General features: G+C 71.5%; 11 protein-coding genes. 8 read left to right on the forward strand and 3 right to left on the reverse strand.

Annotation, left to right across the window (positions count from 1 at the left end):
* Window positions 1-83: 83 nt before the first annotated feature.
* From trpM to BU197_RS26700, 8 genes are all read left to right on the forward strand, one after another.
* The gene (trpM, locus tag BU197_RS31545; RefSeq protein ID WP_411158540.1) at window positions 84-326 is read left to right on the forward strand and encodes a tryptophan biosynthesis modulator TrpM; all 243 of its coding nucleotides are present in this window, start codon (window positions 84-86) and stop codon (window positions 324-326) included.
* 168 nt (window positions 327-494) lie between these two features.
* A complete protein-coding gene (gene trpB, locus BU197_RS26670) occupies window positions 495-1,733 on the forward strand; it encodes a tryptophan synthase subunit beta (RefSeq protein ID WP_188270862.1) in 1,239 nt (412 codons plus the stop codon).
* Entirely contained in the window at window positions 1,730-2,560 is an 831-nt protein-coding gene (gene trpA, locus BU197_RS26675; protein WP_188270863.1) for a tryptophan synthase subunit alpha, read from the forward strand. Before trpB ends, trpA begins: the two co-directional genes overlap by 4 nt.
* A gap of 64 nt (window positions 2,561-2,624) precedes the next feature.
* Window positions 2,625-3,449, forward strand: coding sequence for a thioredoxin domain-containing protein (locus BU197_RS26680; RefSeq protein ID WP_188270864.1), 825 nt, complete (start codon window positions 2,625-2,627; stop codon window positions 3,447-3,449).
* A gap of 225 nt (window positions 3,450-3,674) precedes the next feature.
* On the forward strand, window positions 3,675-4,682 hold the full coding sequence (gene lgt, locus BU197_RS26685) for a prolipoprotein diacylglyceryl transferase (protein ID WP_188270865.1): 1,008 nt from the start codon (window positions 3,675-3,677) through the stop codon (window positions 4,680-4,682).
* A 256-nt stretch (window positions 4,683-4,938) separates the two neighbouring features.
* On the forward strand, window positions 4,939-5,667 hold the full coding sequence (locus BU197_RS26690; protein WP_188270866.1) for a VIT1/CCC1 transporter family protein: 729 nt from the start codon (window positions 4,939-4,941) through the stop codon (window positions 5,665-5,667).
* Window positions 5,668-6,139: 472 nt separating this feature from the next.
* Entirely contained in the window at window positions 6,140-10,705 is a 4,566-nt protein-coding gene (gene gltB / locus BU197_RS26695) for a glutamate synthase large subunit (protein WP_188270867.1), read from the forward strand.
* The gene (locus tag BU197_RS26700; protein ID WP_188270868.1) at window positions 10,698-12,158 is read left to right on the forward strand and encodes a glutamate synthase subunit beta; all 1,461 of its coding nucleotides are present in this window, start codon (window positions 10,698-10,700) and stop codon (window positions 12,156-12,158) included. The genes gltB and BU197_RS26700 overlap by 8 nt, the downstream gene beginning before the upstream one ends.
* Window positions 12,159-12,296: 138 nt before the next feature.
* Here BU197_RS26700 and BU197_RS26705 read toward each other — a convergent pair whose 3' ends face one another.
* Genes BU197_RS26705 through BU197_RS26715 form a run of 3 tightly spaced genes read right to left on the reverse strand, consistent with a single transcriptional unit; the run spans window position 12,297 to window position 18,297 of the window.
* Window positions 12,297-12,749 carry a hypothetical protein gene (locus tag BU197_RS26705; RefSeq protein WP_317452300.1) on the reverse strand — a complete coding sequence of 151 codons (453 nt, stop codon included), beginning with the start codon at window positions 12,747-12,749 and terminating at the stop codon, window positions 12,297-12,299.
* Window positions 12,746-13,069, reverse strand: coding sequence for a hypothetical protein (locus BU197_RS26710; protein WP_188270869.1), 324 nt, complete (start codon window positions 13,067-13,069; stop codon window positions 12,746-12,748). Before BU197_RS26710 ends, BU197_RS26705 begins: the two co-directional genes overlap by 4 nt.
* On the reverse strand, window positions 13,066-18,297 hold the full coding sequence (locus BU197_RS26715) for a caspase family protein (protein WP_188270870.1): 5,232 nt from the start codon (window positions 18,295-18,297) through the stop codon (window positions 13,066-13,068). Before BU197_RS26715 ends, BU197_RS26710 begins: the two co-directional genes overlap by 4 nt.
* Window positions 18,298-18,842 lie beyond the last annotated feature (545 nt).

Raw genomic sequence — 18,842 nt, forward strand, 5'->3', positions numbered from 1 at the left:
CTCGCCGCCACCCTCGGCAGCGGCAGCCGGGCCCAACTCGGCTATCTCATCGCCCAGTCGGGCATCCTCGACCAGCAGGACGGCTGACCGCACCGGGCCCCGGGCGCCTTCCTGGAACGGCCCCGGGCCCGTCCCCACCCCCCGCCCCCCACCCCCCACCCCCCCCCCCCCCCCCGCACGCCCCCCTGGCCCGGGGCTGCCGCCCGCGCGGCTGCCGCGCCCCCGCCCGCCGGGTCCTCGGCCGCCGGGTGCGGTACGTGATCGGCGACGAGCCCGGTCAGGTCAACGGCATGCGATGGCGCCCGCGCACCCCGCGCGCCCTCTGACGACTCCGTACGGCATCCTTCGTGGATGCCTCCGCCGCCGTACCCTCCCGCACCCCTCGGTGCCCGGTGGGATCTTTCCGTACGCGGCCGGAGGCGCGGGCAGTCGCGCGCAGACGTGACCATCCACCACGTACACACGGGGCCCAGAGCCCCGCGAGGAGCAACCGCATGACCAGCGAGTTCTTCATTCCGGACCCGGACGGCCAGGTCCCCACGCCCGAGGGCTACTTCGGCGCCTACGGCGGCAAGTTCATCCCGGAGGCGCTCGTCGCCGCCGTCGACGAGGTCGCCGTCGAGTACGAGAAGGCCAAGGCCGACCCCGCGTTCGCCCATGAGCTGAACGACCTCATGGTGAACTACACGGGCCGCCCCAGCGCCCTCACCGAGGTGCCCCGGTTCGCCGAGCACGCCGGCGGCGCCCGGGTCTTCCTCAAGCGCGAGGACCTCAACCACACCGGCTCGCACAAGATCAACAACGTGCTCGGGCAGGCCCTGCTCACCAAGCGCATGGGCAAGACCCGGGTCATCGCCGAGACCGGCGCGGGCCAGCACGGCGTGGCCACCGCCACCGCCTGCGCCCTCTTCGGCCTCGACTGCACCATCTACATGGGCGAGGTCGACACCCAGCGCCAGGCCCTCAACGTGGCCCGGATGCGGATGCTCGGTGCCGAGGTCATCGCCGTGACCTCCGGCAGCCGCACCCTCAAGGACGCCATCAACGAGGCCTTCCGCGACTGGGTGGCCAACGTCGACCGCACCCACTACCTCTTCGGCACCGTCGCGGGACCGCACCCCTTCCCCGCCATGGTCCGCGACTTCCACCGGGTCATCGGCGTCGAGGCCCGCCGCCAGATCCTGGAGCGCGCCGGGCGCCTGCCCGACGCGGCCGTGGCCTGCGTCGGCGGCGGCTCCAACGCCATCGGCCTCTTCCACGCCTTCGTCCCCGACGCCGATGTGCGCCTGATCGGCTGCGAGCCGGCCGGCCACGGCGTCGAGACCGGCGAGCACGCGGCCACCCTCACCGCGGGCGAGCCCGGCATCCTGCACGGCTCGCGGTCGTACGTCCTCCAGGACGAGGAGGGCCAGATCACCGAGCCCTACTCGATCTCGGCGGGCCTCGACTACCCGGGCATCGGCCCGGAGCACGCGTACCTCAAGGACAGCGGTCGCGGCGAGTACCGCGCCGTCACCGACGACGCGGCCATGCAGGCGCTGCGCCTGCTCTCCCGTACGGAGGGCATCATCCCGGCCATCGAGTCGGCGCACGCCCTCGCCGGGGCCCTGGAGGTCGGCAAGGAGCTGGGCCCGGACGGTCTGCTCCTGGTCAACCTCTCCGGGCGCGGCGACAAGGACATGGACACGGCCGCCCGCTACTTCGGCCTCTACGACGGGGAGGGTTCCCGATGACGCACGGCAACATCCAGCTGCTCGGCGACACCCTGGCCAAGGCGAAGGCCGAGGACCGGGCCGCGCTGATCGCCTACCTCCCGGCCGGTTTCCCGACCGTGGACGGCGGCATCGCCGCGATCAAGGCCGCCTTCGAGGGCGGCGCCGACGTCGTCGAGGTCGGTCTCCCGCACAGCGACCCGGTCCTCGACGGCCCGGTCATCCAGACCGCCGACGACATCGCCCTGCGCGGCGGCGTCAAGATCGCCGACGTGATGCGGACGGTCCGCGAGGCCCACGAGGCCACCGGGAAGCCGGTCCTCGTCATGACGTACTGGAACCCGATCGACCGGTACGGCGTCGAGCGCTTCACCGAGGAGCTGGCGGCGGCGGGCGGCGCGGGCTGCATCCTGCCCGACCTGCCCGTCCAGGAGTCCGCGCTCTGGCGCGAGCACGCCGACAAGCACGGTCTCGCCACCGTCTTCGTCGTCGCGCCCAGCAGCAAGGACGAGCGCCTCGCCACCATCACGGCGGCCGGTTCCGGCTTCGTCTACGCCGCCTCGCTCATGGGGGTCACCGGCACCCGCGAGTCGGTCGGCGCCGAGGCGGCCGACCTGGTCCGCCGCACCCGGGCCGCCACCGCGGACGGCCGGACCCTGCCCGTCTGCGTCGGCCTCGGCGTCTCCAACGCCGTCCAGGCCAAGGAGGTCGCGGCCTTCGCCGACGGTGTGATCGTCGGCTCGGCCTTCGTCAAGCGCCTTCTCGACGCCGACGACGAGACCGCCGGGCTCGCCGCCGTGCGCGACCTCGCGGCCGAACTCGCCGAGGGCGTCCGACGCGATCAGTAGCCCGTTCGGGTGGAGATGGGACCGGGGAGGCGCGCAGGTGCCTCCCCGGTTCGTTTCTCCGGGCGTGAGTGAGAAGAGCAGTGGTGACGGCAGCAGGAGCGCGCGGGAGCGCCTCAAGGAACAGCGTGAGTACGAGAAGAGCCGGGAGAAGCGGCGCCGTGTCCTGATCGTGTCGGCGGCGGTGGTCGGCGTCCTCGGTCTCGCCGCGGTCGTCGGGGTGATCGCGGCCGGTGCCGACAAGGGCGGCGGCTCCGACAAGGCGGCCCCGGTGGTCCCGCCCGCCGGGGCGATCGACGAGGACGGCAAGCCCGCCATCCCCACCGGGAAGGCGGACGCGCCCTCGACCCTCTCGGTCTGGGAGGACTTCCGCTGCCCGGCGTGCGCCCAGTTCGAGAACGTCATGCGGGGCACGATCCACGAGCTCCAGGGCTCGGGGGCGCTCAAGGTCGAGTACCACCTGGCCACCCTCATCGACGGGAACATGGGCGGCAGCGGCTCGCTGCGCGCGGCGAACGCGGCGGCGTGCGCGCAGGGCGCGGGGAAGTTCACCGCGTACCACGACACGCTCTACACGAACCAGCCGCTGGAGACGGACGACGCCTTCGCGAAGAACGCCAAGCTGATCGAGCTGGCGGCGAAGGTCCCCGGTCTCGACACGCCGACGTTCCGTTCCTGTGTGAACGACGGCACGCACGACAGCTGGGTGGTCAAGTCGAACCAGGCGTTCCAGAACGGCGGCTTCCGGGGCACCCCGACCGTCCTCCTCAACGGGGAGTCGATCTTCCCGACCAAGGGCAACGAGCAGATCTCCCCGGCGAACCTGAAGAAGTGGGTCGCCGAGGCCGACAAGGGAAAGAAGCCCGGCACCGCCCCGACCCCGGCGGGCTGATCCCCGGTCGGGTGATTCCGGCGGGCTGATCGCGGAGTGCCGACCCCGGCGTGGCCGGCCTCGGAGGGCTGATCGGGAGGCCCTGTCCCGGTCTCCGGTCCGGATTCCCGGTCCGACTGCCCGGTTCCGGTCCGCCAGGGCCGGTTACTCTCCGGGGTTAGTTACCCAGAAGTTGCCGGACGGGCTGCCGTCCCGCCCGTCCGGCAAGGTAGCGTCGGTCCTGCCATGGAACTTGCCTACATTCCCAGCCCGTCGACCGGCGTGATCCATCTCGGACCGATCCCGCTGCGCGGCTATGCCTTCTGCATCATCATCGGTGTCTTCGTCGCCGTCTGGTACGGCAACAAGCGCTGGATCGCCCGGGGCGGCACCGCCGGCACCGTGGCCGACATCGCCGTCTGGGCCGTGCCCTTCGGCCTCGTCGGCGGGCGCCTCTACCACGTCATCACCGACTACCAGCTGTACTTCAGCGAGGGTGAGGACTGGGTCGACGCCTTCAAGATCTGGGAGGGCGGTCTCGGCATCTGGGGCGCCATCGCGCTGGGCGCGGTGGGTGCCTGGATCGGCTGCCGCCGCCGGGGCATCCCGCTCCCGGCGTACGCCGACACCATCGCCCCCGGCATCGCCTTCGCCCAGGCCATCGGCCGCTGGGGCAACTGGTTCAACCAGGAGCTGTACGGGCGTCCGACCGATCTGCCCTGGGCCCTGAAGATCACCGAGGGCGCCAACCGCGAGGCCGGGCTCTACCACCCGACCTTCCTCTACGAGTCGCTGTGGTGCGTCGGCGTCGGCTTCCTGGTCATCTGGGCCGACCGCCGCTTCAAGCTGGGCCACGGCCGCGCCTTCGCGCTCTACGTCGCCGCGTACTGCGCGGGCCGGGTCTGGACCGAGTACCTGCGCGTCGACGAGGCCCACCACATCCTGGGCCTGCGCCTGAACGTCTGGACGGCCCTCGGCGTCTTCCTGCTGGCCGTGCTCTACATGGTGATCTCCAGCCGGGTCCGTCCGGGCCGCGAGGAGATCGTGGAGCCGAGGTCGGCGGAAGCCGCGGCCCCCGGGGACTCTGCGGACTCTGCGGACTCCGGGGACTCCGACGTGAAGGACTCCGCCGCGAAGGACGGCGACACGGAGCCCGAGGACGAGAAGTCCGGCGACGAGAAGTCCGGCGACGCGAAGTCCGGGAACGCCGAGCGCTCCGTCGACAGCGAGGCCGGTTCGGCCGCCAAGGGCTGACCCGTAACCCGTACGGCGATCGAAGGGCCGTCGGAACCCCGTACGGGTTCCGGCGGCCCTTCGGCGTATCCCTCCCTCGGCAGGGTGAAAGCGGCGGACTCCATCCGGGTGACATTCCGTCAAAACCCTTCCCTGAACCAAGGGCTGCCTTAGTAAGTACGGCCTGCCTTGCTGGCGCGCCCCTTACATCGCGCGTATTTTCGAGGGTGTTGGGGGCGGCGGGTGCGACCCGGCCCGCCGGTACGAGGGGAGAACCATGTCGATCATCGAAGCGAACGCGCCACTGCACGAGGCTCACCGCGACAACCACACACACCGTGACGTGAACGGAGGCTGGCTCCGTCCCGCCGTCTTCGGCGCGATGGACGGACTCGTCTCCAACCTCGCCCTGATGACCGGTGTCGCGGGCGGCGCGGCCTCCTCCGGGGTCCTCGTCATCACCGGTCTCGCCGGTCTCGCCGCCGGTGCCTTCTCCATGGCGGCGGGCGAGTACACCTCCGTCGCCTCGCAGCGCGAACTCGTCCAGGCGGAACTGGACGTCGAGCGCCGTCAGCTGCGCAAGCACCCGGTCGACGAGATGGAGGAGCTGGCCGCGCTCTACGTCTCCCGGGGCGTGGAGCCCGCGCTGGCCCGCGAGGTCGCGATGCAGCTGTCCAGGGACCCCGAGCAGGCGCTGGAGATCCACGCCCGCGAGGAACTGGGCATCGACCCCGACGACCTGCCCTCGCCGACGGTCGCCGCCGTCTCCTCCTTCGGTTCCTTCGCGCTCGGCGCGCTGCTCCCGGTCCTCCCGTATCTGCTGGGCGCGACCTCGCTCTGGCCCGCCGTACTCCTCGCCCTCCTCGGGCTCTTCGCCTGCGGCGCCCTGGTGGCCCGGGTCACCGCCCGGGGCTGGCTCTTCAGTGGTCTGCGGCAGCTGTTCCTCGGCGGCGCCGCCGCAGCCGTCACCTACGGGCTCGGCATGCTCTTCGGGGCGGCGCTGTAGCCCCGTACGTTTCCCCGTACGTCACTCGACGGACCCCCGCACCGGGGGTCCGTCGTCGCATTCCGGGGCAAGGGGTACGGATCGGCTGTGACGTATCTCCCTGGGCCGATCGGCCGCCTGGATGAGACACTATGCGGGACGCCGCATATCTAGCCGGTTACTCGGCGGTTTCGGACCCGTGGTCAACGGGAAAGAGGCTTGAGCGTCGCGGGCAAAGAAGCCCGCTCGGCGACGGGTCACCGGAGACCCGCAGACACTCCGGACCATCTGATCCGTCCCTGCGGGGCAGTCTTCGCCGCCGCATCCCCGGAAGAACCCGACATCACCGCTCCGCATCGGTGATGTCCGCATGTTGGAATGAACTCTCCACTAGGCGAGAAGCCCTCCATCATGTAATCTGCATCAACTTTTCGCGGAGGGCCAACGTCGTCCCTCGGTAGGTACATATGCCACGACGACGACGGGAGAGCCGATGCGTTCCGACGCCTGGTCGCCCATGGACGGTCGCCCCGCTCCACAGGGGATGTACGACCCCCGCAACGAACACGACGCCTGTGGTGTCGGGTTCGTGGCCACGCTGACCGGTGTGGCCAGCCATGCTCTGGTCGAGCAGGCCCTCACCGTGCTGCGCAACCTCGAACACCGCGGCGCCACCGGATCCGACCCCGACTCCGGCGACGGCGCGGGCATCCTGCTCCAGGTCCCGGACGCCTTCCTCCGCGAGGTCGCCGGATTCCCGCTCCCCGAGGCAGGGGCGTACGCCGTCGGCATCGCCTTCCTCCCCGAGGACGGCACCGACGAGACCACGGCCAGGATCGAGGCGATCGCCGCCGAGGAAGGCCTGACCGTCCTCGGCTGGCGCGACGTCCCCGTCGCCCCCGAGCTGCTCGGCGCCTCCGCGCGCTCCACCATGCCGGTCTTCCGCCAGCTCTTCGTGGCCGACGCCGACGCGGCCGCGACGGGCATCGCGCTCGACCGCAAGGCCTTCGTCCTGCGCAAGCGCGCCGAGCGCGAGGTGGCGACCTACTTCCCCTCGCTCTCCGCCCGCACCCTCATCTACAAGGGCATGCTGACCACCGGCCAGCTGGAGCCCTTCTTCCCGGACCTCTCGGACCGCCGCTGCGCCACCGCCGTGGCCCTGGTCCACTCCCGGTTCTCCACCAACACCTTCCCGAGCTGGCCGCTGGCCCACCCGTACCGCTTCATCGCCCACAACGGTGAGATCAACACCGTCAAGGGCAACCGGAACTGGATGACCGCCCGGGAGGCCCAGCTCGCCTCCGACGTCTTCGGCGAGGGCTCCCTCGACCGGATCTTCCCGGTCTGCACCCCGGACGCCTCCGACTCCGCCTCCTTCGACGAGGTCCTGGAGCTGCTCCACCTCGGCGGTCGCTCCCTGCCCCACGCGGTCCTCATGATGGTCCCGGAGGCGTGGGAGAACCACGAGACCATGGACCCGGCCCGCCGCGCCTTCTACCAGTACCACTCCACGATGATGGAGCCCTGGGACGGCCCGGCCTGCGTCACCTTCACCGACGGCGTCCAGGTCGGCGCGGTCCTCGACCGCAACGGACTGCGCCCCGGCCGCTACTGGGTCACCGACGACGGCCTCGTCGTCCTCTCCTCCGAGGTCGGCGTCCTCGACATCGACCCCGCCAAGGTCGTCCGCAAGGGCCGCCTCCAGCCCGGAAAGATGTTCCTCGTCGACACGGCCGAGCACCGGATCGTCGAGGACGACGAGATCAAGGCCGCCCTCGCCGCCGAGCAGCCCTACGCCGAGTGGCTGGAAACCGGCGAGATCGAACTCTCCGACCTCCCCGAGCGCGAGCACATCGTGCACACCCACGCCTCGGTCACCCGCCGCCAGCAGACCTTCGGCTACACCGAGGAAGAGCTGCGCGTCATCCTCGCCCCGATGGCCCGCACCGCCGGAGAGCCCCTCGGCTCCATGGGCACGGACTCGCCCATCGCGGCCCTCTCCGCCCGCCCCCGGCTGCTCTTCGACTACTTCACCCAGCTGTTCGCGCAGGTCACCAACCCGCCGCTGGACGCCATCCGGGAAGAACTCGTCACCTCGCTGCGCTCCTCGCTCGGCCCCCAGGGCAACCTGCTCGAACCCGCCGCCGGGTCCTGCCGCAGCGTCACCCTGCCCTTCCCGGTGATCGACAACGACGAGCTGGCCAAGCTCATCCACATCAACGCCGACGGCGACATGCCCGGCATGAAGGCAGCGACCCTTTCCGGCCTCTACCGGGTCTCCGGCGGAGGCGAGGCCCTCGCCGCCCGCATCGACGCCATCTGCGCCGAGGCCGACACCGCCATCGAGGCCGGCGCCCGCCTCATCGTGCTCTCCGACCGGCACTCCGACGCCGAGCACGCCCCGATCCCCTCGCTGCTGCTCACCGCGGCCGTCCACCACCACCTCATCCGCACCAAGCAGCGCACCAAGGTGGGCCTGCTGGTCGAGGCGGGCGACGTCCGCGAGGTCCACCACGTGGCCCTCCTCATCGGATACGGCGCCGCCGCCGTCAACCCGTACCTCGCCATGGAGTCCGTCGAGGACCTGGTCCGCGCCGGCACCTTCATCGAGGGCCTGGAGTCCGAGCAGGCCATCCGGAACCTGATCTACGCCCTCGGCAAGGGCGTCCTCAAGGTCATGTCCAAGATGGGCATCTCCACCGTCGCCTCCTACCGGGGCGCCCAGGTCTTCGAGGCCATCGGCCTCGACGAGACCTTCGTCGGCACGTACTTCCACGGCACCGCCACCAAGATCGGCGGCGCCGGGATCGACGTCGTCGCCCAGGAGGTCGCCGCCCGCCACGCCAAGGCGTACCCCGCCACCGGCATCCCCTCGGCGCACCGCGCCCTGGAGATCGGCGGCGAGTACCAGTGGCGCCGCGAGGGCGAGCCGCACCTGTTCGACCCGGATACCGTCTTCCGCCTCCAGCACGCCACGCGCACCAAGCGGTACGACATCTTCAAGAAGTACACCGAACGGGTGAACGAGCAGTCCGAGCGCCTCATGACGCTCCGCGGGCTCTTCGGCCTCTCCGCCGACCGCCCCTCGATCCCCCTGGACGAGGTCGAGCCGGTCTCCGAGATCGTCAAGCGCTTCTCCACCGGCGCCATGTCGTACGGCTCCATCTCCCGCGAGGCCCACGAGACCCTCGCCATCGCCATGAACCGGCTGGGCGCCAAGTCCAACACCGGCGAGGGCGGCGAGGACCCGGACCGCCTCTACGACCCGGCCCGCCGCTCCGCCATCAAGCAGGTCGCCTCCGGCCGCTTCGGCGTCACCAGCGAGTACCTGGTCAACGCCGACGACATCCAGATCAAGATGGCCCAGGGCGCCAAGCCCGGCGAGGGCGGCCAGCTGCCCGGCCACAAGGTCTACCCGTGGGTCGCCAAGACGCGTCACTCGACGCCCGGCGTCGGCCTCATCTCGCCGCCGCCGCACCACGACATCTACTCCATCGAGGACCTGGCCCAGCTGATCCACGACCTCAAGAACGCCAACCCGGTCGCCCGCATCCATGTGAAGCTGGTCTCCGAGGTCGGCGTCGGCACGGTCGCCGCCGGTGTCTCCAAGGCCCACGCGGACGTCGTCCTCGTCTCCGGCCACGACGGCGGTACGGGCGCCTCGCCGCTCACCTCGCTGAAGCACGCGGGCGGCCCCTGGGAGCTGGGCCTCGCCGAGACCCAGCAGACCCTGCTGCTCAACGGGCTGCGGGACCGGATCGTCGTCCAGACCGACGGCCAGCTCAAGACCGGCCGTGACGTCGTCATCGCCGCCCTGCTCGGCGCCGAGGAGTTCGGTTTCGCGACCGCGCCGCTCGTCGTCTCCGGCTGCGTCATGATGCGCGTCTGCCACCTGGACACCTGCCCGGTCGGCATCGCCACCCAGAACCCGGTCCTGCGCGACCGCTTCTCCGGCAAGCCCGAATTCGTCGTCAACTTCTTCGAGTTCATCGCCGAAGAGGTCCGCGAACTCCTCGCCGAGCTGGGCTTCCGCACCCTGGAGGAGGCCGTCGGCCACGCCGAACTCCTCGACACCAGCCGCGCGGTCACCCACTGGAAGGCCCAGGGCCTCGACCTGGCGCCCCTCTTCCACGTGCCCGAGCTGCCCGAGGGCGCGGTCCGCCACGCCCGGGTCGCCCAGGACCACGGACTGGAGAAGGCCCTCGACAACGAGCTGATCGAGCTGGCCGCCGAAGCCCTCGAAGCGGCCTCCGCCGAGGAGGCCAGGCCGGTCCGCGCCCAGGTCGCCATCCGCAACATCAACCGCACGGTCGGCACCATGCTCGGCCACCAGGTGACCAAGCGGTTCGGCGGCGCCGGGCTCCCCACCGACACCATCGACATCACCTTCTCCGGCTCGGCGGGCCAGTCGTTCGGCGCCTTCCTGCCGAACGGCGTCACCCTCCGACTGGAGGGCGACGCCAACGACTACGTCGGCAAGGGCCTCTCCGGCGGCCGGGTCGTGGTCCGCCCCGACCGGGGCGCCGAACACCTCGCCGAGTACTCCACCATCGCGGGCAACACCATCGGCTACGGCGCGACCGGCGGCGAACTCTTCCTCCGGGGCCGTACCGGCGAGCGCTTCTGCGTCCGCAACTCCGGCGCCACCGTCGTCTCGGAAGGCGTGGGCGACCACGGCTGCGAGTACATGACCGGCGGCACGGCGGTCGTCCTCGGCGAGACCGGACGCAACTTCGCGGCCGGCATGTCCGGCGGCGTCGCCTACGTCGTCGACCTCGACCGGGACAACGTCAACGCCGGCAACCTGGGCGCGATCGAGCCCCTGTCGGACACCGACAAGGAGCGGCTGCACGACGTCGTGCGCCGTCACCACGAGGAGACCGGCTCCACGGTCGCCGAGAAGCTCCTTGCCGACTGGACCGAGGGCGCGAACCGGTTCAGCAAGATCATCCCCACCACGTACAAGGCTGTGCTCGCCGCCAAGGACGCCGCTGAGCTGGCCGGTCTCTCCGAGGCCGAGACCACCGAGAAGATGATGGAGGCGGCGACCCATGGCTGACCCCAAGGGCTTCCTGACCACCGGGCGCGAAGTCGCCCAGACCCGGCCGGTGGGCGAGCGCGTCAGGGACTGGAACGAGGTCTACGTCCCCGGCTCCCTGCTCCCGCTCATCAGCAAGCAGGCCGGCCGCTGCATGGACTGCGGCATCCCGTTCTGCCACAACGGCTGCCCGCTCGGAAACCTCATCCCCGAGTGGAACGACTACGCCTACCGCGAGGACTGGTCGGCGGCGTCGGAGCGGCTGCACGCCACCAACAACTTCCCGGAGTTCACCGGCCGCCTCTGCCCGGCGCCCTGCGAATCCGCGTGCGTGCTCGGCATCAACCAGCCGGCCGTCACCATCAAGAACGTCGAAGTCTCCATCATCGACAAGGCATGGGACGGCGGCGACGTCCGCCCGCAGGCGCCCGAGCGTCTCTCCGGCAAGACCGTCGCCGTCATCGGCTCCGGCCCGTCCGGGCTCGCCGCCGCCCAGCAGCTGACCCGCGCCGGACACACCGTCGCCGTCTACGAGCGCGCCGACCGCGTCGGTGGCCTCCTCCGCTACGGCATCCCCGAGTTCAAGATGGAGAAGCGGCACATCAACCGGCGCATCGAGCAGATGCGCGCGGAAGGCACCAAGTTCCGCACCGGCGTCGAGATCGGCCGCGACCTGCCGGCCACCGCGCTGCGCCGCCGCTACGACGCGGTCGTCATCGCCGCGGGCGCCACCACCGCCCGCGACCTGCCCGTCCCGGGCCGCGAACTGGCCGGGATCCACCAGGCGATGGAGTACCTGCCGCTCGCCAACAAGGTCGTCGAAGGCGACTTCGTGGCCCCGCCGATCACCGCCGAGGGCAAGCACGTCGTCGTCATCGGCGGCGGCGACACCGGCGCGGACTGCGTCGGCACCGCCCACCGCCAGGGCGCCGCCTCGGTCACCCAGCTGGAGATCATGCCCCGGCCGGGCGAGGAGCGGAACGCCGGTCAGCCCTGGCCGACCTTCCCCATGCTGTACAAGGTCACCTCGGCCCACGAGGAGGGCGGCGAGCGGGTCTACTCCGTCTCCACCACCCACTTCGAAGGAGACGAGGACGGCAATGTGCAGTTCCTCCACCTCGTCGAGGTGGAGTTCGTCGACGGCAAGCTGACGCGGAAGCCGGGCACCGAGCGGCGCATCCCCGCCCAGCTCGTCACCCTCGCGATGGGCTTCACCGGCACCGACGTGGAGAACGGACTGGTCACCCAGTTCGGCCTGGAACTCGACGAACGGGGTAACATCGCCCGCGACGCGGATTTCGCCACCAACGTCGATGGCGTGTTCGTCGCGGGAGACGCGGGCCGAGGCCAGTCGCTCATCGTCTGGGCCATCGCCGAGGGCCGCTCCGCCGCCCGAGGCGTGGACCGCTACCTGACCGGTGCCAGCTCCCTGCCGGCCCCGATCCGTCCCACGGACCGCTCACTGACGGTCTGATCCCGGCGGATCACTCCTGAGAACGTCCCGTACAACGAGGTGCGGAACTGAGCACGGCGCCCCCCGAATGTCCCCGACCGGACGACTGGGAGGGCGCCGTGGCGCGTCCGCCCCCCGGCGCCGGGGGGCGCCCCGGCCTTAGCCCCCGCCGGGAAACACCCAGGTCACCAGGGACGCGGCCGAGACCGCGAGGACACCGACGAGCCCCAGCCAGCGGGCCGCCCCCGTCGTCCGCACCACCGACCGTGCCCGCTCCTCCTCGTACGCGAGGAGCGCCTCCGCGTCCGTGACCACTGTCCGGCCAGGCCGCTCGTGGACCGCCGCCACCATCAGCCAGGACGCCAGGAGCAGCAGCAGGAACGCCCCCGTCAGCAGCCCGATCACCCACCACCGGGGGCCGGTCGTCAGCGCGCCCAGGTTCTCCTGCCCCTTGAGTACGAAGACGACGGTGAGCAGCCCGGTGAGCGTGGTGAGGAAGTTCCGGTATCCCTCCGCCTGCCGGAGCGCCGCCCGCAGCCGCTCGGGCGGCGCCGTCATCACCCGTACCCGCAGATCGGCCTCGCGCAGCTCCCGCTCGGTGAACCGGCTCACAGGGTGAGCCCCCGAGGCGGAAGGGCTATCCAGAACGAGGCGCCGCAGCCGTCCGGCACCTCGGCGGGCCGCCCCACGTGCCAGGACGCGCACTGGCACAGCGCGTACCGGGGCTCGCCGCCCGCGAACAGCTTCCGGACGGCCTTCGACGGGCCCTTCTCCACGTACTGCGTCTCGCCCCAGACCCTGCTGGTCACGCACCAGCACCGGGGGCACGCCCCCGTGGCCTCCACCCGGTCGCCGCGCACCTCCCAGAGGAAGGTCGTCAGGGGCTGGGAGGGGGGAAAGGCCTCGGCCTGGTAGGGGTCGGTGGAACTCATGGGCGGGGCCCTTCCGCAGCGGGGACGTCGAGCGAGAAGAGCCGGGCGTAGCGGCGGAGCCCGCTCCGGACGTCCTCCTCGGACTGCTCGGTCTCCTCGGCACGGTAAACGACGTGCGCGTCGGAGACGGTTCCCGCGAGGGCGGGGGCCCGGCCGGTCAACTCCTCGGTCAGCACGATGACATCACGCCAGCCGGGCACGATCTCCTGCTCCTCGGTGAGCAGCGGGGGGACGGTGACCCGCAGCCCGAGACACGCGAAGGGGGCGTAGCGGTCGTAGGTCTCCCCGAGCGTCCACCCGAGACGGCCGGCCGTCAGGACGAGGTGGAGGGGGTCGAGAAGCCCGGGGCCGAGGAGGTCCTTGCCGAAGGCGGCGAGGTCGAAGTCGGTGGGGCGGAAGTCGGCTAGTTCCTCGCTGAGGGGGCCGGGGAGGGTGGGGCCGCCGAGGCATTGGTAGGACTGGATGGTGTGGGCGGCGGGGCCGAGGGGGAGCCGTTCGGCTTGGGCGTAGGCCAGGAGGTGCTGGAGGGGTAGTGCATTTCGGAAGGCATACCCCTTGTCGGTCGACTGGAGAAGCCAGAACGCGTCGGCGGGCGAAGGCGCCAGAGCACGTGCCTGCTTCGGAAGCGTGGGGAGACGGAACGGAATTCGGACGTTGGCCCGAGTCAGCCTGCTGTGGAGGATGCCGAGGGTGGTGTTGCTATCCGCCGCGACCTGGAGGAGCAGAGCAGTTCGGAACTCCCCGGCTTCGAGCCCCCACCGCTGCCCTCCCTTGGCCCGGGGGCTGAGACTGTGTCCCAGAAGGTTGACGAGGGAAGGGGTGAGGCACTCGAACTGCTCGACGAGGGTGTCCACGGAATCGGTGAGGCAACCGCAGGCATCCAGGAGGACGAGTTCTCGTCGCAACTCCTCCGGGGAGGGCTGGGGCGTGTTCGAGAAGGCGTCGACGAGCAGAGCCCAGCTGGGGTACGTGGAGCTGTGGAAGCCCACTTCCTGAGGTATCCACGGCGCGGGGTGCCAGGGTTCGCACTCCGACGGAAGGACTGGCGCCGATACGCCGGTGACCGGGGCCAGCCGGGCGACCTCCCGGGCCGACTCCCCGAGGGAGCGGCTCAGTAGCTTGGCGCACCTCACCAGATGGAGCAGGGGCATCGGTCCGGTGGGGAGGAAGGGGTGTCGGCTGTCGAGGTTGCGCGACATCATCCGCATCTCGGAGAGGGAGAGAGCGGGGTGGTCGAGAGTCTCGTCGCTCACGGTGTCGCTGTACGCCAGCCCGAGCGGTGCCATGGTGGTGATCCACTCGGCCAGTCGGCGCCGCTGGGCGGGCTGGTCGGCACTGTGCAGGAGAACGAGCGGAGTCACCGCGCCGCCCTGTCTGCCTTCCACGGACTGCGCGTGCTCGACCAGCAGGCGAGACGCGGTCTCCGGCAGCCTTCTGGTCAGGTCGACGGAGTTCAGGACGTCCAGATCGGGGATGCGGGCATCCAGGTGCCGCAGGGTCGTGAGCGCGGGCAGCAGCTCGGTGGGCGGCACCTGGTAGTGGGCGGCGACGGCCAGCAGAGAGGCATGCGCGATCCGGGTTTCGGGCAACCCCCTTGGGGCGGTGTCCTCGTAGCCATCGCACAGGTCGGCCATCTCCTGTGTGGGGACGGGAGCTTCCCGCAGGCGTGTGAGGTGCGGCACGCTAGGCACGAGGGCTCCGGCGATCGCGTACCGACGCAGGGACCGGAGGCTCTGTGTGAGTGGGACGTGTGCGAGTGCCGCAGCGGCGAGAGGCGCGGTCCATCCACCATCGGAGAACTTGTGGGTCACCACCAGGGCGTCCAAGCCCTGTGGCTCCGGGTAGTGGGCGGGAGCGAACTCCGATTCCGTGTAAGCAAGCGCGCCCAGGGCTGTCAGCCGCCACTTCTTGAAGAGAGAGTTCTCGGCCAGCTTCTGATCGGGAGTGTCAGCCTGGGGCTGCCATGTCTCCAGGCAAGAGGCGTCCGCCCGCAGGACTCCCCTGCGACGGAGCGACTCCAGGGTGGAGACCGGACGGGAGGGCTGTGGAGAAAGGCTCGGTCCCAGGACGCCCACCGCCCCGGGTGGCAGATGGTCGAAGAGGGCGACGGCGAGCCGGGGTTCCTCCTCAATCAGGCCCCACAGCCATATTATCTGGACCTCGTCGACGGCCCGTGCCGCGTGCGGAACCGCGCGCAGCAACTCCTCCCGTACCGCCTCCTCGTCGTACGAGAGCAGCGAGTTCCGATTCACACTTGGCTCGGGGCGGTGCCGCTCCCGCAAGTTGAAGACGAAGCCCTCGACGTCGGGTGCCTCCTCCACAAGGATCCCGTCGAGCAGCAACTGCCCCGTGCCCTGCACGATCCAACCGCCCTCGCCCGCCCGCGTCGCGGCGCCGCCGTACCACTTCCCGGCCCGTTCCGCCGGTGCCCGCAGCACCCCCGGCTCCCACCCCTCCGACCGGATCTCCCGCCCCTCCCGGTCCCATTCCACCGCCGTCACCGGATATTCGCTCACCCACAGCAGCCGTCGCAGGGTCTCCACCACTGACGGCGGGTCCTCCCCGTCGCGCTCGTGGCTCAGATAGAGCCGTACGGTCGTGCCGCCCCCGCTTCCCGGGCCGCCGGGCACCTCGCGGATCTGGAGCAGCCCCGAGCCCGACTGCACCGACGCGTGGAGCGGGACGGACGTACGGGACGGGTTGCCGTACGGGTCGATGGTCTCGGTGTGGACGGTGACCTCGTCGGCCAGCATGAAGTAGCTGAACACTCCGATGCCGAAGCGGCTGTTCAGGGAGACCGGGTCGAGACCCGCCCGGCGCCAGTCGCGGCGCTCCTGCACGTAGTCGGGGTCCTGCGCGTACCGCCTGCCCGCGCGGGCGAACATCGAGGTCAGCTTCTCGCGGCTCATCCCGGAGCCCTCGTCGCGGCACTCGATGTACGGGCGGTCGCCGTCGTACCCCTGGACGAAATGGATCTCCGGTACGGGTGGGGTGCCCTGGAACAATTGTCGTCTGACCCCGTACGCGGTGCGCTGCTCGCGGTACCGGCAGGCGTCGAGCGCGTTCTGGTACAGCTCCCGGACGGCGAGCATCCGGTCCCCGTACAGCGGAGTGCCCATCAGGAGTGGCCGGATCTCGTCCTCGGCCAGCCGGAAGCGTTCCAGTGGGGCCGTGTAGCTGCGGTCGACCGGCTGGAGGAACTCGGTGGTCACCTTCCGGGGCACGCCCCGCAGCAGGTCAGGCGCGGTGTGCCCGTTGTCGTGCCAGCGCCGGTGCAGGGCCCGTACCGACGCGTCGGCGCTCGCCACCAGTTCTTCGAGGGCCGCGTGCAGCGCCGGGTGCGGACAGTTCAGGCGGAGCGCGTACGTCAGGACGCCGTCCCGGTCGACGGTCTCCCAGCCGGATCCGGCCAGGGCCGCCACCGCGTCGGCGGGGACCAGGGGCTGGTGCGCGCCGAGGTGGTCGACGAGCACCCCGGACATCCGCCGGGGGTCGGCGGCGAGCAGCGCGGCCAGCCACAGCAGATACGCCAGGTCCCAGGCGCGCCAGCGGTTGCCGGGGACCGGGCGCAGGGTGCGGCTCCAGCCGGGGTTCTCGGAGGCGTCGATACGGGGGGTGGAGCCGGGCGCGACCGTCATGTGCGGCAGCACCCGGCGCAGGTGCCGGTCGAGGTCGGCGGGGTGCGGGGCGGTGGTGCCCTCGGCGCCGGCGGAGACGGCCGTGACCACCATGTCGAGCAGCAGGTTCACCGCCGGGTAGTCCTCGGTGCGGTCCCACAGCCGGTCCCAGTCGGCGATGAAACGGTGCCGCAGCCAGTGGTCGGCGGCGGTGGCCGCCCCGGCGAGCCTGCGCTGCCGGAGGGTCTCGGCGGCGAGGACGACCCGGGGGTGGGCCCGGCAGATGTCGGCGGTGCCTTCGCAGACCAGCCGGTCGTGCGGCCGGAGGGGGTCCCCGGCCCCGCGGTCCTTCTCCAGCCGGTCGGGGCGCAGGGTCGTCAGCTCGCCGAGGGCGAGGGCGACGACGCCCTCGTGCAGCAGGGGCGCGGCGAGCAGGGTGGCGGTCTCGGCGGGGGAGAGCCGTTCGGTGCCGGAGAGTCCGGCCTGCTCGACGAGGTGCCCGAGGACGCGCAGGACCCGCTCGGGGTAGTCGGGGTCGTGCCAGGGCATGTCGAGTGCGGAGCCGGTTTCGTGACGGCTCCGGGCGACCTCGGCCGCCAGCTCCCCGAGGCCTTCCTTGACGCGTTCGTGGACCGCGTCCGTACCCGAGGTGTGCTTCCACAGGACCGAGCCGGAGATCAGCTCCGCCCAGTGGACGGTCTCCTGGGAGCCCCGGCAGAGCCGGAGGCCGCGCGCGTGGTCCTCGCGTCCGGCCGCCGTCTTGAGTTCGACGGTCGGCGGCGGCCCGTGGAGGGTGCGGGCCAGCCGGGCGACCCGGGCCTGGACGAAGTCCTTGATCTCGCCGAGGGTCTGCGGCGGGCGCAGCGGCGAGAGGGCCTCGGCGAGCGCGAGCCCGAAGAGGCTGCCCCGCTCGGGATCGGCGAAGGCCGCCTCCCCGCGCCCGGCGGCGAGCAGCCAGAAGACGTGGTCGTGGGCGTTGCCCACATGGGGGACGGGCTGCCTCTTCGGCGTGCTGCCGGGGGCGTCCGTACGGCAGGTGTCCAGGCAGATGGTGACGGACACGCCGTCGGGGACGTCGCCGAGGAGCCCCGGGATGCTCGCCGGGATCAGCGTGCGGGCGATCAGCTCGCCCCGGGCGCTCGGCCGGGCGCTGGACGGCAGGATGTGGTCGGCGCCGTCGATCGTGACGCCATGGGCGGAGACGTACACGAAGGCGGTGTCGCCGGGGGCGCAGGCCCCCAGGAAGTCCACCACGGCCTGGTCGATCAGGTCCTTGGAGGGCTCGCGGTGCTCCTTGTCGGGGTGCTCGGGGTGGAAGGACGTCACCGTGTAGCCGGAGGCGAGCAGGGCCTCCTCGATACGGCGGACGTCCCCGGCGACGCAAAGCAGCGGGCGGTAGAGTCCGGCGAGCCCGGGGTGGCGGTCCAGCATCGGGGTCCGCCCCACCCCGATGAGCAGGGCCCGCGCCCGCCCGCCGATCTGCGGGCCCGGCGAGCCGTCCCCGGCCCTGCCCTCGCTCCCGTCGCCGTCCGCGTCCTTCGTACGCTCCGTCGTCGAGTCCACCCGTACCCCCGCTTCCGTGCCCCGTGCCCCGCGTTCCGGGGGAGTCATGATGACAGGCGGGCCGGGGCGCGGGAGGCGTCGGACGTCATGCGGAGGCGGGTGCGGGGGAGACCGCGCCGAGTCGGGCGAACTGCTCCTCCGTGAGCGTCACGTCCAGGGCTGCCAGGTTCTCCCGGAGGTGCGCCGCCGAGGTCGTGCCGGGACCCGACGGGCGCGCGGCTGAACCTCTCCGGGCATCGACCCGGGGCTTCGCGGGTGGCAGCGCATCGGGGCAGCTGCCCCCACCGGGGCACTCCGGGGCCGCTGGCGCGCACATGGTGCCGAACTGGGTGGGAGCCGTCCGTCCATGTGCCGCAGACGACGCATACGGCCCCGTTGATCGCGGGGCGGTGTCGGCCGCCGGCTAGCTAGCTCTACACCGGCGCCCGGATGCCGTCTCTACAAACATGGAGTGGTTTTCTTCGTTGCGATCCATCAACGTGCGGCGCCAAGACCGCCTGCTTGAGTACACGCATGACCCAACACCCCGAGAGCCGTCCAGTCTTCGAACTCCGCCTCGGAGGGCTGCACTTGACTGTCCAGCACGTCCCCGG

This window comes from Streptomyces sp. CBMA291, assembly GCF_014596525.1.
Lineage (GTDB): Bacteria > Actinomycetota > Actinomycetes > Streptomycetales > Streptomycetaceae > Streptomyces.

Bases quoted from the DNA above. Each gene is read 5' to 3' on its own strand.
- trpB (WP_188270862.1), top strand. From the start codon at position 495: ATGACCAGCGAGTTCTTCATTCCGGACCCGGACGGCCAGGTCCCCACG.
- trpA (WP_188270863.1), top strand. From the start codon at position 1,730: ATGACGCACGGCAACATCCAGCTGCTCGGCGACACCCTGGCCAAGGCG.
- lgt (WP_188270865.1), top strand. From the start codon at position 3,675: ATGGAACTTGCCTACATTCCCAGCCCGTCGACCGGCGTGATCCATCTC.
- BU197_RS26690 (WP_188270866.1), top strand. From the start codon at position 4,939: ATGTCGATCATCGAAGCGAACGCGCCACTGCACGAGGCTCACCGCGAC.
- gltB (WP_188270867.1), top strand. From the start codon at position 6,140: ATGCGTTCCGACGCCTGGTCGCCCATGGACGGTCGCCCCGCTCCACAG.
- BU197_RS26700 (WP_188270868.1), top strand. From the start codon at position 10,698: ATGGCTGACCCCAAGGGCTTCCTGACCACCGGGCGCGAAGTCGCCCAG.
- BU197_RS26710 (WP_188270869.1), bottom strand. From the start codon at position 13,069: ATGAGTTCCACCGACCCCTACCAGGCCGAGGCCTTTCCCCCCTCCCAG.
- BU197_RS26715 (WP_188270870.1), bottom strand. From the start codon at position 18,297: ATGACTCCCCCGGAACGCGGGGCACGGGGCACGGAAGCGGGGGTACGG.